The organism is Micromonospora sp. CPCC 206060, assembly GCF_036906895.1.
GTDB lineage: Bacteria > Actinomycetota > Actinomycetes > Mycobacteriales > Micromonosporaceae > Micromonospora.
The window spans coordinates 18,220-33,488 of record NZ_JBAKHU010000020.1; the positions used below are offsets into that span (position 1 = coordinate 18,220).

A 15,269-nucleotide genomic window follows, 5' to 3' on the forward strand; every position below is an offset into this window, starting at 1 on the left:
CACCTCCGGTTAAGGGGTTCCCCGCCCCGCACCCCACATCCGGCTCCGGGACCGTCCACCGGCGTCAGTGAGGGGTGTTCACCTACGGTGGCAACCGATTCACTGCTTCCGAGGCGAGGAGTGACGCCGGTCGCACCAGCACCGGCACGCACCGGCGCGACGTGCCGTCATCCGGCACGTCGACCCTCCACCGGCCGGTGGACCGGGACACGCCGGTGCCTCTTCAGTCGATTCCTGCGAGCGAACGGGTGCGGTGATGATGGGTAGAAACGACCATCGGGGCGTACCGGAAGCGGACGACCCCGACTGTCGGGAAACGGCGCTGACTGGGCACGGCGGCACGACCGCCCCGGATGACGCCACTGTCCCGGGTACACCCCGGCTGCTGGACGGGATGGTCGTCTCCGGTGGCGCCTCGCTGACCGCGACAGCGACACTGATCGGGCACCTGGAGCTGCTCGGCGCGACCCGCAAGCCCGACGAGACCGACGGCATCACCGCCGGCGGGGGCGACGAGCTCCGGCTGACCGGTGAGACCGGCGGAACCGAGCTGGGCTGCGCGGTCTCCTGGGCCGGACCGGTCGACCGGGACCTCACCGACGAGGTGGGCGTCCAGGCAGCCTGCGGCCTGATGGCCGTCCACGGTCGGGCCGAGGGCGGGCCGAGCCGGATCGCGGTCGACTACGCCTCGGTGGCCGCCGGAATCGTCGCCGGTCAGGCGGTCCTGGCCACCGTGCACGCCAACCGGGCCGGAGCGGACATCCGGCGGGTCGAGACCTCGGTGGCGCAGACCGCCCTGCTGACGGTCAGCCAGTACCTCGCGGTGGCCACCACCGACGGCGACGACGACGCCCCACCCGCCTCACCGCTGGCCGGACGGCGTCCGCCGTTCCTCAGCGCCGACGGTGTCCGGTTCGAACTGGAAACCCTCGACGCGGGCCCGTGGCAGCGGTTCTGGTCGCTGCTGGAGGCGCCGGAGTCGGCGATCCGGCGCGGCTGGCGGCCGATGCTGCTGCGCTACGCCAACGCCACCTCGGCAGTACCCCTGGAGCTGCACGACACCCTGCGCCGGTACCCCTGGACCCGGATCGTGGCCGTCGCCGCGGAGTCCGGGGTGAGTCTCTGCCCCATCCGCAGCGAGGCGGACCGTCGCGCCGAGGTCGCCCGGCGGCCGCTGCCACCGTGGTCGGTCCGGCCGCACCCGGGGGTCGCCGCCACCGGCCTGCCGCCCCGTCCGGGTACCCCGACCGCGCACGCCCCGCTGGCCGGGCTCTGCGTGGTGGAGGCCACCCGCCGGGTACAGGGCCCACTCGCCGCGCACCTGCTCGGACTCCTCGGTGCCCGGGTGATCCGGATCGAGCCGCCGGGCGGTGACCCGCTGCGCGGCATGCCCCCCATGCTCGGTGACGTCTCCTCCCGGTTCCTCGCCCTGAACCGGACGAAGGAGACCGTCGAGATCGACATCAAGGATCCCGCCGACCGGGACCGGCTGCGTGACCTGGTCGCCGACGCCGACGTGTTCCTGCACAACTGGCTGCCCGGCCGGGCCGAACGGCTCGGGCTCGGCGCCGCCGACTTCGCCCGGGTCAACCCGGGCATCGTCTACGCGTACGCCTCCGCCTGGGGCGACGAGGTGACCGGCGAACCGCCGCTGGGCACCGACTTCATGGTGCAGGCCTACTCCGGTCTGGCCACCCAGGTCTTCGCCGACGACAACCCGCCCCGGCCGTCGCTGATGACCCTGCTCGACGTGCTCGGCGGGCTGCTCTGCACCGAGGGCGTGCTGGTGGGCCTGCTGGCCCGGCAGCGCGACGGGGTCGGGCAGCTCGTCGACACCTCGCTGCTCGGCGCGGCCACCCAGCTCCAGTCGTACACCGGCCGGCGGGCCGCGGTGGGCGACGAACCGCCGCCCTGGCAGGTCTGGGACCGGCCGTTGACCACGACCGACGGCGCGGTCGCCGTCCGGATCGGTACCAACGCCGACGTGACCGCCCTGTTCACCGCGCTGGGGCTCGACGCGACCCGTCGGGACCCGGCACACCTGGTCAACCGCACCGCCGGGCAGCACAGCGCCGACCTGGCGGCCCGGCTCCGGGCCGCCGGCCTGTCCGCCACCGAGGTCACCACCGAACTCGACCACCTCGGCACCGACCCCCGTTTCACCGCCGCCCTGACCAACGAGGGCGCCTGCTTCGTCCGCGCACCGTGGAGGTTCCTGCCGTGAGTGGTTCCCTCAGCACCCACGACCTCGTCCCGTCGGACCTGCGCCGCGAGTGGGCGGCTCTGGGCCTGTACCCCGACCGGACGCTGTTCGACCTGTTCCGCGAGCGGGTCGCCGCCCACCCGGACCGGGCCGCGGTGATCTGCGACGACGGCACCACCACGTACGCCGAACTGTACGGCGCGGTGCTCTCCTTCGCGGCGGCCCTGCACTCCGCCGGGGTACGCCCCGGTGACGTGGTGGGCAGCCAGCAGCCGAACGGCTGGCGGTCCTGCGTGGTGGACCTGGCGGTCGCCGCGATCGGCGCGGTGGTGCTGCCGTACCCGCCGGGCCGGGGCCGCCGGGAGACCCTCGCCCTGCTCGGCCGGTCCCGGGCCACCGCCACGGTGACCCCGGTGCACTGGGACAACTTCGACTACGCCGCGACCCTCGACTCGCTGCGCGGCGAACTGCCCGCGCTGCGCTCGGTCTTCGTGATCGGCGGCGAGCACCCGGGCTGCCTGCCCGCCGACCCGGTGATGGACCGGGGCAACCGGGTCGACCCGGCCGCCCCGCTGCCGGAGTGGATCGTCGACGGCGACCCGGACGGTCCGGTACGCATCCTGGTCTCCTCCGGCTCCGAGGCCGAGCCCAAGATGATCCTCTACTCGCACAACGCCCTCGCCGGGGGCCGGGGTGCGTTCATGAACGGCATCTCCGGTGGCGTGTCGCCGCTGCGCAACCTGTTCCTGCCGCCGTTGGGCACCTCGTACGGATCGCTCGGCTCGTTCATCACCATCGCCTGTCACGGCGGCACGCTCATCCTGGTCCGCAAGTTCTCCCCGGCCGCTGCGGCCCGGGCGGTCCGGGAGCACCGGCCCACCCACGTCTTCGGGGTACCGGCGGTGTTCCAGCTGATGCTGGGCAGCGCCGAGTTCGCCGAAGTGGACACCGGCAGCATCCGGGCCGTGGTGAGCGGCGGCTCCAAGATCGACACGAGCGCCATCGAGGAGTGCATCGCGCGCTTCGACTGCAACTTCGTCAACCTGTACGGCTCCGCCGACGGGGTCAACTGCTACACCGACCTGGACGACCCGCAGGCCAAGGTACACACCACGGTCGGCAGGCCCGATCCGAGGATCGCCCGGTTCCGGATCGTCGACGGCGACGGCAACGACGTCCCGCAGGGCGAGGAGGGTGAGATGATCTGCCGGGGGCCGCTCTCCCCGATGTGCTACGTCAACGCTCCCGAACTGGACGCCCGCTACCGCACCCAGGGCGGTTGGGTCCGCACCGGTGACCTCGGGTTCATCGACACCGACGGCTACCTGAACGTGGTCCGCCGGATGAAGGACATCATCATCCGGGGCGGCAAGAACATCAGCCCGGTGGAGGTGGAACTGCTCGCCACCCGGCACCCGGCCGTGCGGGCCGCGATCTGTCTCGGCGTACCCGACCCGGTGCTCGGCGAGCGGATCGGCCTGATCGTGGTGCCGGAGGCCGGGAGCACCCCGGCCCTCACCGAGCTGACCACGTTCCTCACCGGACTCGGCCTGGAGCAGGGCAAGCTGCCCGAACGCCTGGTCGTCGTCGACGACCTACCGCTCGGTGCGGCCGGCAAGGTCGACAAACCGAAGCTGGCCCAGCTCTTCACCGACCAGCGGGAGACCGTGCTCAGCCAGCCGGGCGCCCCGGCGGGCGGACCGGCCCACGACGTGCCGGTACCGGCCTGAACCGGCGGGAGGGACACCGATGGACGCCATCATCTCCGACGAGATCCGGACGCTCCGCGACGAGGTGCGCGGATTCCTCGACGAACACCTGCGGCCGGTCGAGCCGGCCCTGCGCACCGCCGGGCCGGACGAGCGCCGCAAGCTCGTCGCCGAGCTGCGGGACCTGGCCGCCGAACACGGCCTCTGGGGCGCCGCCCGGCCGGTCGAACTGGGCGGTCGGGGCCTGCCGTGGGCCGGCTGGGCACACATCGCCGAGGTGGAGGGGAGCTACCTGGAGGGCCCGGCCGTGCTGGGCTCGGCCAGCCTGCTCGACCTGACCATGCTGCACCGGCACGCCGGGCCGTGGCTGCGCGAGCAGTACCTGCAACCACTGCTCACCGGGGCGATCACCCCCTGCTACGGGATGACCGAACCGGGTGTCTCCGGCTCGGACCTGCTCCAGATGCGCACCAACGCCCGCCGGCAGGGCGACGAGTGGGTGATCAACGGCCGGAAGTGGTTCTGCAAGGTCCGGGGCGCCGACTTCATGACGGTGTTCTGCCGGACCGGTCCGGCCGGGGCGTCCAACCGGACCGCCTTCTCGATGATCCTGGTGCCCACCGACGCGCCCGGCTTCGAGATCGTCCGGGATCTGCCGCTGCTCGGGGACACCGGCGGGCACGCCGAGGTCCGGCTGCACGACGTGCGGGTACCCGTCAGCCACCTGCTGGGTCCGGAGGGCGGCGGGTTCGGCATGGCCATGGAACGGCTCTCCCTGGGCCGGCTGCTGCGGGCCCTGACCTGGGTCGGGCAGGCACAGCGGGCGTACGACCTGATGTGCGCCCGGCTGCGCACCCGGCGGACCTCGACGGACCTGCTGGGTGACAAGCAGCTCATGCAGCTACACGTCTTCGACAGCTACACCGAGATCACCTCGGCCCGGCTGATGCTGCACCACGCCGCCGCCCTGCTCGACGCCGACGACCCGCAGGTGGCCACCGCGGTCAGCGCCGCGAAGGTGGTCGCCTCCCGGATGTTCCAGCACGTCACCGACCGGGCGATCCAGGTCTACGGCGCCGAGGGGCTCAGCGACGACACACCGCTGAGCGGGCTGTTCCGCGAGGCGCGGACCACCCGGATCTACGACGGCCCGGACGAGGTGCACATCCAGGCCGTCGCCCGCCGTCTGCTGGCCCGGCCCGAGCCGACGCCGCCGCGCCCGCGCACGGGCCAGGCACCACCCACGTCGTGACCGGGGCCGCGTCGCGGACGCGGTCCACCCACTGACCCCGACCGCTGGTGCCGGCTCAGTGTCGCGCCGGCACCAGCGATGGGAACGCTTCCAGGGGAAGAGCCATGCACAACGAGAACAGCCCGCCCGGACCCGCGTCCGGCCCCCCGGCCCTGCTGGTGGTGACCGTCGGCGGTCGGCCCGGGTTTCTCGCCGGGGTCCGGCAGGGGCTGACCGACCTGACCGTCGGCAGCCCGGTACGCCTGCACCCGCCGGTCCCCGCCGACCCGCCCACACCCGTCACCGACGGTCACACCCCCGCCGAGTACGCCGACATCGTCGGCCGGGCCGGGGACTTCGTCGCCGACGTCCTCGGCGCCGCCGAACTGCACCTGCTGGCCGCGCCGACCCTGGATGACGTGCCGGCGGTGGTGGACGCGGCGCACCGGCGGCAGCCGTGCCGCCTGGCGCTGCTGCTGGTCGACGCCGAGGGCGCCGGCCTGGCCTGCGACGCCTTCCGGGGCGAGGCCGACCGGGCCGTCGAGCGGGTCGTCGCCGCCCTGCCCACCGCCGTCGCGGCGGAGTGCGCGCCCTGCACGGTCCACGTCTACGACGAGCCGGCCAAGCACCACGTCCAGCCGGTCGCCCGGTACACCCTGCGGCAGCTACCCACCGAGACCTGGATCCTGGCCGCAGACACCGCCTGCGCGCTCGCCGACCTGGTGGAGACCCGCTACGCCCGACCGGCGCCGACGGTCGGCGGGACCGCCGAACGCACCCTCGGCGCCGCCCTGCACGCCTTCCTCACCGACCGGGCGGGCAACCGCTGGGGACTGCACTACTACACCGGTTCGGTGGTGGCCGCGCTGATCGAGGACCTCGAACGGCGGGCCCGGGACACCGGCAACCCGGTGCTGCGCGGGCCGAGCGAGCACAGTCTCGCCGCCGGGGCGATGGCCCGCTGGACACTGGACGGCGCGCCGTACCTGATCGTCGTGACCAGCGGCATGGTCGACGAGTTCCGGGGCACCCTGGCCAACCTTCGGCAGGCCGGGGCGCGCGGGTTCATCGTGGTCGCCGACTCCTTCCCGGACCGCTGGTACCCGTTCCAGGGCACCGTGCACACCGACGAGGACACCCGGGAGGTGCTGCGGGCCCGCCGCATCCCGGCGGTCTACCTCAACCGCACCGCCGACCTGGCCACCGATCTCGCCGAGGCGTTCGCCGCGTACGACGCCGCCGAGGGACCGGTCGTCCTGCTGGCCACCCCGTCGGTGCTGGAGAGCAGCGCTCCCCCGCCGCCCGTACCGCCCCGACCGGCACCGGTCACCCGGCCGGTGACCGTGGTCGCCGACGATGCGCTGACCCCGGTGGTCCGGCTGCTCAACGAGACCCCGGCGACCCTGTTCTGGCAGGTCGGAGCGGCCGACCCGGACGAGGTGGAGCTGGTGCACGCGGTCGCCCGTGAGGTCGGCGCGGCACTCGGTGACTCGCTGGCCCGCCCCGGCACCGTGTCGGCGTACCGGGACGGCCGTCCGGTCGAGGAGTACCTGGGCACCCTGGGCATGTACGGCTTCAGCGGCCGGGTCTTCGACTACCTGCACCGCGACGGCCGGCTCAGGCCCCGCGACGAGCAGTACCTGTTCTTCCTCGGCAGCCGGATCTCGGAGGTCTGCTCGCCGTTCTCCGAGCGGGCCCTGACCCGGCAGCTACGTACCGTGCAGGTGACCGCGAACCCGGCGCACCTGGCGCCGTTCGCCACCCACGCGGTACCGGCCCGGGTCGGTGACTTCCTGCGCGCGGTCCGGGACCGGCTCGACGTGGACCCGCAGGTCCTCGCCCTGCGCCGGCAGGCGATCCGGGCGGCGACGGACGTGCCGGACCCGCTGGCCCTGCTGCCCAGCCGGCCGATGTCGGTCAACTACTTCCTGCACCGGCTGAACGCGGTGATCGAGCAGCTCATCCGGTACGAGGACTACCGCTACACCGGGGTGTACGACGTGGGACGGGGCGGGGCGGCGGCGGTGCGCAACCTGGTCCGCACCGGTCCCGGCTTCTCCGGCTGGTACGGCCGGGCGCTGATGGGTGACGCGTTGCAGGCCATCCCCACCATCGCGCTCACCCGGGACGACAACGTGCTGGCCTTCGTCGGGGACGGCGCCGCCGCCCTGGTGCCGGACATCATGCCGTCACTGATCCAGCAACTCTGCGTGGAGGGCCACCGGCTGCGGGGCAACCTGAGCATCTTCCGGCTCTGCAACGGCGGGCACTCGATCATCCGCACCTACCGGGAGGCCCGGGCCGGTGCGCCGACCGGCAACCAGACCACGGTGCTCAACCTCATCGACGACGACTGGTACCGGGTCTTCGGCACCACCCCGGTGACCCACCGTCGCCTGGACGACGTCGACGACGTGCTGCTGCGCGCCGAGCTGACCCGACCCGGCGCGGTGAACCTCTACACGGTCCTGCTGGCCCACAACAACGAGGGTGACGGGCTGAGCCTGCTCTCCGCACGGAGCTGGCACGCCGCCCCGAGCCGGCCGCGCAGCGGCGGCGTACCGGCCACCCATGGACAGGAGAAACGGTGAAGTTCGGATTCCTCGCCCATCCCACCACCACCGGTCAGCGCCACCTGGTGCACGCCGCGGCCCTGGTGACCGACCTGGTCGGGCGGCGGCCCGGTTGGCCGGAACCGGAGCGGCAGCGCGGGTCGCTGCCGGTACCGCTGCTGCGGTCGCTGACCGCACCGACCGGGGCACACTGCACCGGCGACGTGCGGTACCTGCCGTACACCGCCGAACAGATGCTGCGCCAGCACGGCGCGGCGGCGGACCACGTGGTGGAGGAGATCCGCAAGCTGGCCAAGGAGGGCGCGAAGATCGTCGGCCTCGGCGGCGCCAGCTCCATCGTCGGCGACCGGGGCCTGTGGACCGCCGAACGGGTCGGCAACGTCGCGTTGACCAGTGGCAACTCGCTGACCTCGCACTCGGCGCACGAGCTGGTCCGGCACGCGGTGGGGCTGCTGGGGCGCACCCCGGAGCAGACCCGGGTCACCGTCATCGGCTACCCCGGCTCGATCGGGCTGGTCGTCACCAAGCTGCTGCTCGACGACGGTCACCAGGTCGACGTGGTGCACCGGCGCAGCGCGAGCAACCTCGACTCGCTGGTCCGCTACCTCACCGAGGAGCAGCGGGAACGGGTCCGTTTCCTTTCCGACGTGTCGATGTCGTACCCGCGGTCCCGGATCTTCGTGGCCGCCTCGTCCAGCGGCGGCATCATCGACACCGACCGGCTGCTACCCGGCTCGGTGGTGATCGACGTGGCCCTGCCCAGGGACGTGGCCGAACCGCCGCGCGGTCGCAGCGACGTGCTGGTCCTCGACGGTGGCATGGTCTCCGCGCCCGGTGGGCTGTTCGCCACCGAGGGGCCGCTGCCGGCACCCACCCGGCAGCTCAACGGGTGCCTGGCCGAGACCATCGTGCTGGCCCTGGAGGAGCGGGCCGAACACTGGTCGCTCGGGCGGGAGCTGGACCCGGACCGGGTCCGCGAGATCGGCGTCCTGGCCCGCCGGCAGGGGTTCAGCGCGCTACCGGCGGCAAGCTTCGGCCGGCTGGTGTCCGACAAGCAGATCGAGCAGCTCGCGGTCCACCACGGCGACGGCACCACCGGTACCGGCGCCGCCGGGCACCTCGGCGGCCGGGACATCCGGCAGGAGACCACCGAGCGGTTCCGCCGGTACGTCAACCCGCCGATGGCCGACTTCATGCGCGGCCACGGTATCGACCACGTCTTCTCCTCCGCGCGCGGTGCCACGCTGACCACCCCGGAGGGGGTGGACTACCTGGACTTCGTCGCCGGGTACGGCTGCCTGAACCTGGGGCACAACCCGCCGGCCGTGGTGGACCGGCTCCGGGGCTTCCTGGACTCCGGGGCGCCGAGCTTCGTGCAGTACGTCTCGATGCCGGTACACACCTCGGAACTGGCCGAGCGGCTCTGCGAGATCGCCCCGGGACAGCTGGGGCGGGTCTTCTTCAGCAACTCCGGTACCGAGGCGGTGGAGGCGGCCCTCAAGGTCGCCCGCGCCGGCACCGGCCGGAAACGACTGGTGTACGTGGAGAACAGCTACCACGGCAAGACCCTCGGCGCGCTCTCGGTAACCGGCCGGGCCACGCACCGCGACCCGTTCGGTCCGCTGCTGCCCGACTGCGTGGCGGTGCGCTTCGGTGACGAGCAGGCCCTCGCCGACGCGCTCGACGGCGCGGCGGCGTTCATCGTGGAGCCGGTACTCGGCGAGGGCGGGGTCATCCTGCCGCCGACCGGCTACCTGCGGCGGGCCCAGGAGCTGTGCCGCCGGGCCGGCGCGGTGTTCATCCTCGACGAGATCCAGACCGGGCTCGGGCGTACCGGGACGATGTTCGCCGCCGAGCACGACGGCCTGGAACCGGACGTGATCTGCCTGGCCAAGTCCCTCTCCGGCGGTCTGGTCCCGATCGGCGCGACGCTGGTCCGGGCGGACCTGTGGGACGCCGCGTACGGCAGCCCGGACCGGTGCGCGCAGCACAGTTCGACCTTCGGCGGGGGCAACTTCGCCGCCGTCGCCGGACTGGCCACCCTGGACGCGCTGGCCTACTTCGACATTCCGGCCCGGGCCGAACGGATCGGCCGGCTACTACGGGAGAAGCTGACCGAGGCGTGCGCACCGTACTCGTTCGTCCGGGAGGTACGGGGCATCGGCATGATGAACGCGATCGCGTTCGACGCGGACATGTCCGGTGCCGGGCTGGCCCTCGCCGACGACCTGCTCACCCGGCTCCCGGGCGAGCTGCACGAGGTGGCGGCCTGGCTGCCGGTCGACGCCCGCCGGGCGCTGGCGCAGACCGCGTCGGCGCTGGAGGGCATGCTCGGTGACCTGCTCTGCCTGCGGGTGGTGCGGGGCCTGGCGGAGAACCACCGGATCCTCACCTACGTCACCGCGAACCGCAGCCGGGTACTGCGGATCCAACCGCCGCTGATCCTCACCGAGGCCGAGGCGGACCGGTTCGTCGGCGCGGTCGGCGCCGTCGCCGCCGACCTGTCCTTCTTCGCCGACCTGGCCGCCGCACGCGCCTGACCCGGCGTCCTCACCACCGCACGGCGCCTGACCCGGCGTCCTCGCCACCGCACGCCCCGACCTGTCCACCGGTGGGACCACCGGTCCACCGGACGTACACCTGAGAAAGGCACACGATGAACCACGACGACGCCCTCACCCTGGTCCGTGACATCCTCACCGACCACCTCGGCCTCGACGCCGAGCAGATCGTGGCCGGGGCGAACATGCGCGAGGACCTCGGCATGGACTCCCTCGACGCGGTCGAGATGATCAGCGCCCTGGAGAAGCAGATCGGCACCCGGCTCGACCCGGCCGAGATCGAGGCGGTGCAGACCATCGCCGACGTCGTCGACGTCCTGCTGCGGCACAGCCCGGTCGGGGCCCTTCGGTGACCGCGACGCGGGTGCTGGTCACCGGGCTGGGCCCGGTGACCGGCATCGGGGTCGGCGCCGAGGAGTTCCTACGCGGGCAACTCGCCGGACGCAGCGGCGTACGCCGGCTCACCCGGTGCTCCCCGGACGGACTGCCGGTCGGCATCGCCGGTGAGGTGGACCTGCCCGACCATCTCGCGCCGAGCCGGCGCCAACTGGCGGTCACCGACCGGCTGGCGCACCTCACCCTGGCGGCGGCCCGGCTCGCGCTCGACGACGCCGGGCTGGACCCGGCCACCCTGGACCGGACCCGGGTCGGGGTGGTGGTCGGCAGTGGGGTCGGCGGCATGGAGACCTGGAGCGCCACCGGTGAGGCGTACGCCACGGGCGGGCCGGGGGCGGTCAGCGCCCGGTTCATCCCCCGGGCCATGAACAACAGCGCCGCCGCGGTGGTCTCCATCGAGTACGGCTTCACCGGCCCGGTGGGCGCCACCGTCACCGCCTGCGCCTCCGGGGCGGATGCGCTGGTCACCGCGCACCAGATGCTGGTGACCGGGGAGGCCGACGTGGTGCTCGCCGGTGGGGCGGACGCCCCGCTGGCCCGGCAGGTCCTGGCGGGCTTCGGCCGGATGCGGGCGCTGTCCACCCGCGACGGTGACCCGGCCGGGGCGAGCCGGCCGTTCAACGCCGACCGGGACGGGTTCGTCCTGGCCGAGGGGGCGGCGATCCTGGTGCTGGAGACCGAGGAGCACGCGGCGGCCCGGGGCGCGACCGGGCTGGCGGAGTTCGCCGGCTACGGCCGGGCCGCGGACGGTTTCCACATCACCATGCCGCAGCCTGAGGGGGCCGGGGCGGCCCGGGCACTGGACGCGGCGATGCGCCGGGCCCGGCTCACCCCGACCGACGTGTCGTACGTCAACGCGCACGGCACCGGTACCCCGTACAACGACGCGGCCGAGGTGCAGGCGCTGCGTACCGCCCTGGGCGAGTCGGCGGCCCGGGTACCGGTGTCGTCGACGAAGTCGCAGACCGGTCACGCGCTCGGTGCGGCGGGGGCGATCGAGGCGGTGGCGTCGGTGCAGGCGCTGCTCACCTCGACGGTGCCCGCGACGCTCAACCTGGACCGGCCGGATCCGGCGTTCGGGCTGGACTTCGTGACCGGGGAGCCCCGGGAGACCAAGGTGACGGCGGTGCTGTCCAACAGTTTCGCCTTCGGCGGCCACAACGTGGTGCTGGCGTTCACCCGGGCCTGACCGCCACCGGAGGCTACGGTGCCGCCGCCGACGCGGCGGCACCGTCGTGCCGGTCCGCCCGGCCGTCACCCAGCAGTTCGGTACGCAGCATCCGCAGCACCCACCGCTCCCACTCGGCGACCGGCCAGCCCCGCTCGGTGACCATCAGGTGGTACATCTCCGGACCGAGCAGCGCGTACGCGATGTCGGTGGCCCGGGACACCGAGACGCCCTCGGGCAGCGGGTGCTTGCGGGCCAGTGCGGTGACCAGGCGGCGCTGCACGGCCCGCCGCTGCTTCTGGTTGTGGAGCCACAGCTCGCCCACCTCGTCCTCGCTGCCCGCGGTGTCCCGCATGACCTGGAGCAGCGGCGCCACCCGGCGGTAGATCGCCCCGGCGGCCCGGACCTGGATCTCCAGTTGCCGCTGCGGGTCCGGTTCCTCCACGGCCTCCCGCGCCCAGGGGCGTTGCAGGGTCGGGACCGGTTCGTCGTCACCGGCCACGTTCCGGTCGACCAGTTCCTTGAGCAGGGCGCGCTTGTTGCCGAAGGTGAAGTACACGGTCTGCACGGCCACCCCGGCCCCGGCGGCGACCTCCTTGATGGTGGTCGCCCGGTACCCCTGGCTGACGAAGAGTCGCAGCGCCTCGTCGAGGATCTTCTGGCGGGCGGTACCCATCGGCGTCCGCTCCCGCCGCTGCTCGCCAGGCACCCGGTGCCCCTCCCTCGTTCGCCGGTCACCCACACGTCACCCGGCGACTCCCGGCTGCGACTGGCGGTGATCGCGGAAACCTTACCGGGTGGCGGCGCGCCGGGCACGCAGGCGGCCCCGGACGGCTGCCACCGGGCACCGTGCCCCGGTCACTCCAGGCCCATCACCAGGCCCTCGATGGTGTGCTTCTGCCGGATCGGGGTGAGCACGTCCACCACCCGGCAGGTCAGGTGGTCCCGGACGGCGGCCGGCAGGGCCGCGTGGTACTCCCGGGTGACCGCCATGTCGTGCCGCTCGTGGTTGCCCGCCCCGGGCGCGTCCACCCCGAGGACCAGCACCGTCCGGACGGGAGATCGCCTCCCGGAACGCCACCTCGATGTCCTCGGCGACCCGGTCCACCCAGGCCACGCCGAACGCGCCCCGGCAGGCGGTGATGCCGTCGGTGTGGAGCTCGGCGCGGGCGGTGGCGATGCTGGCGTCGGCCGCGCCGAACGCCGTGGACCCTGCCGTCATGTCGTGCTGTCCCATCGCTCCTCCTCGTCCGGCACCGTCCCCAGTATTCCAACGTTGTAAATCAACTGCCACCTTCCCCGGGCTCCGCGAGCCTGCCCGTCCGGCCCCGTTGTGCGGCGTCGATTCGCCAGGTCGGGACCGGACGCGCAGGATCACCAGGGAAGGGGTGCGGTCAGCGGGACGTCGGGATCCGGCGCGGGTCGGCCGGTACCGCGTCGGCGGTCAGCGGCCGGTCGGTCCGCACCTGCGGGGCCACCGCCACCTCCGGCAGGCCCACCGGGCCGGCCACCGGCAGGGCCAACGCGCTGGCCGCCAGGTCGACCCGGACCGTGGCGTCCCGGTCGTCGGTGTTGGTGTACTCTGCATCGCTCTGCCCGAGCACCAGTCCGAGGACGTGCCCGGCCGGTACGACCGTGTCGTAGGCGTCCAACGGCACGGTCACCGTGTACCACCGGCCCGGCAGCAGCGGGCTGGTGAACCGCAACGACCGGTGGTGGGCCGCGTCCAACCAGCCCCGGGTCAGCACCGCGTGGTCGCTGGTCACGGTGATCTCGGCGGTGTCGCGGTAGCAGGCGTCGTCGACCGCGGTCGATTCACCCCAGCACGACTCGGTGGTCAGCGTCCGGACCCCCTCGGAGGTGAAGTGGTCGATCCGCTCGGCGGTGCCGTAGTCGACCAGCCGGGCGGTCAGCTCGGTGGTCGGCCGGTCGACCTGGATGCGCAGCCGCACCGAAGGACTGCCGGAGATCCGCAGATCCTCGCGGAGCGCCCCGGAGAGGAAGACCAGCCGGCCGGCCCGGGGCACGCCCGGCTCGGCGACCAGCTCGGCCTCGGTCAGCGACTCGTCCCGGTAGCTCCACACCGGACCGGTGGCGGTGGCCCGACCGCCGAGGGTGCCGGTGCTGCCGTCCCCGGCGCCCAGCGTCACCCGCACCGGCCGGGTACCGGGAGCGGGCCAGTCCGCCTCCTCCCGCCAGACGCCCGGAGCGCTCTCCCGGGTGACCCGGGGCTCGGCCATGACACCGTTCGGCAGTTCCTGCAACCAGTAGTCGAACCAGCGGTGCAGGGTGGCCACCCACTCCGCCCGGCGGACGTCGAACGGGTCCTCGTGGCCGGCCTGGAACAGCCAGAGCTTGCGGGGCACCCCCTCCTCGGCGAGCGCGTCCCACCACCGGGCGAACTGCGAGGTGGTGACGTTCAGGTCGTTCACCCCGTGGGCGACGAACACACTGGCCCGGACGTTACCGGCCGCCCGCCGGTAGTCCCGCTCCTGCCAGTACGCGTTGTAGTCCCCGGTGGACTCGGCGCTGTCCGCACGCAGCCGGGCGAGCAGGTCGGCGCACTCCTCCACCGGCCGCCCGTTGGTGTACCGGTGCAGGTAGGCGGGATAGTCGCTGGCCCGCAGCACACCGCCGAACCGCATGTAGTCGTACCAGCTGGAGATGGCGCCGATCGGCACGATGGTGGCCAGCCCGGGCACGCCGGTGGCGGCCACCCCGTTGGCCACCGAGCCGTCCCAGGACTTGCCGATCATGCCGACCCGGCCGGTCGACCAGTCGGCGGTGACCGGCCGACCGTCGGCGGTGAACGCCTTCGCACGGCCGTTCAGCCAGTCGACCACGGCCCGGGCGCTGGCCACCTCGACCCGGCCACCGACGTCCCCGCAGCCCAGTGAGCGGGCGGTACCGGCCAGGTCGACGGCGGCGAAGGCATAGCCGCGCGGGACGAAGTAGTTGTCGTAGAACAGCGGGGCCTTGGCGATCACCCCGGCCGCGTCGTACGTCTTGCGCTCGCCCTCGTTGCCCCGGCCACAGCAGAGGTAGTACGGCGAGGCGTCCATGATGACCGGCACCCGGACACCCGCCTGGGCGGCCTCCCGGGGTCGGACCAGGTCGACGGCCACCCGGTCGGGTACCCCGTCGGCGTCGGCGTCGGTGGTCGACTGGACCCAGACGCTCTCCCGGATCGCGTCGGCGTACGAGTAGACGGGAACGGTGGCGTCGGCGACGACGTGCGGCGCCGGTACGGGCTGACCGGGCCCGGCCACGGCCGGGGCGGAGACCCCGACGGTGGCCGGGATGAGCAGCGCCGCGAGCACGGCGGCTCGGCGGGACCGGCGTCTGACCGGTGACGGAACGGGCAGCATGGTTGTCCTTCCCACGGATCAACGGACTCCGCCATTCCATCCCATCGATGGGAGAATTCC

The 15,269-nt window shown here is 73.4% G+C and carries 10 protein-coding genes; 7 read left to right on the forward strand and 3 right to left on the reverse strand.

The window, feature by feature from the left end; all coding sequences use genetic code 11:
• Positions 1–256: 256 nt before the first annotated feature.
• From V6U90_RS15095 to V6U90_RS15125, 7 genes are all read left to right on the forward strand, one after another.
• Positions 257–2,224 (forward strand): CoA transferase, encoded by a 1,968-nt coding sequence (locus V6U90_RS15095; RefSeq protein WP_334436027.1) that lies wholly within the window; start codon positions 257–259, stop codon positions 2,222–2,224.
• Positions 2,221–3,933: a class I adenylate-forming enzyme family protein gene (locus V6U90_RS15100; RefSeq protein ID WP_334436029.1), complete on the forward strand. Its 1,713-nt coding sequence runs from the start codon at positions 2,221–2,223 to the stop codon at positions 3,931–3,933. The genes V6U90_RS15095 and V6U90_RS15100 overlap by 4 nt, the downstream gene beginning before the upstream one ends.
• A gap of 19 nt (positions 3,934–3,952) precedes the next feature.
• On the forward strand, positions 3,953–5,164 hold the full coding sequence (locus V6U90_RS15105; RefSeq protein ID WP_334436032.1) for an acyl-CoA dehydrogenase family protein: 1,212 nt from the start codon (positions 3,953–3,955) through the stop codon (positions 5,162–5,164).
• Positions 5,165–5,268: 104 nt separating this feature from the next.
• The gene (locus V6U90_RS15110; RefSeq protein ID WP_334436034.1) at positions 5,269–7,734 is read left to right on the forward strand and encodes a hypothetical protein; all 2,466 of its coding nucleotides are present in this window, start codon (positions 5,269–5,271) and stop codon (positions 7,732–7,734) included.
• The gene (locus V6U90_RS15115) at positions 7,731–10,256 is read left to right on the forward strand and encodes an aminotransferase class III-fold pyridoxal phosphate-dependent enzyme (RefSeq protein WP_334436036.1); all 2,526 of its coding nucleotides are present in this window, start codon (positions 7,731–7,733) and stop codon (positions 10,254–10,256) included. Before V6U90_RS15110 ends, V6U90_RS15115 begins: the two co-directional genes overlap by 4 nt.
• A 116-nt stretch (positions 10,257–10,372) precedes the next feature.
• On the forward strand, positions 10,373–10,630 hold the full coding sequence (locus V6U90_RS15120) for an acyl carrier protein (protein WP_208813523.1): 258 nt from the start codon (positions 10,373–10,375) through the stop codon (positions 10,628–10,630).
• Positions 10,627–11,862: a beta-ketoacyl-[acyl-carrier-protein] synthase family protein gene (locus V6U90_RS15125; protein WP_334436041.1), complete on the forward strand. Its 1,236-nt coding sequence runs from the start codon at positions 10,627–10,629 to the stop codon at positions 11,860–11,862. Before V6U90_RS15120 ends, V6U90_RS15125 begins: the two co-directional genes overlap by 4 nt.
• Positions 11,863–11,875: 13 nt before the next feature.
• Here V6U90_RS15125 and V6U90_RS15130 read toward each other — a convergent pair whose 3' ends face one another.
• From V6U90_RS15130 to V6U90_RS15140, 3 genes are all read right to left on the reverse strand, one after another.
• Positions 11,876–12,550, reverse strand: coding sequence for a TetR/AcrR family transcriptional regulator (locus tag V6U90_RS15130; protein ID WP_334436044.1), 675 nt, complete (start codon positions 12,548–12,550; stop codon positions 11,876–11,878).
• A gap of 149 nt (positions 12,551–12,699) precedes the next feature.
• Entirely contained in the window at positions 12,700–12,888 is a 189-nt protein-coding gene (locus V6U90_RS15135; RefSeq protein ID WP_334436047.1) for a hypothetical protein, read from the reverse strand.
• Between the two features lie 347 nt (positions 12,889–13,235).
• The gene (locus V6U90_RS15140) at positions 13,236–15,209 is read right to left on the reverse strand and encodes a Xaa-Pro dipeptidyl-peptidase (RefSeq protein ID WP_334436050.1); all 1,974 of its coding nucleotides are present in this window, start codon (positions 15,207–15,209) and stop codon (positions 13,236–13,238) included.
• Positions 15,210–15,269: the final 60 nt, after the last annotated feature.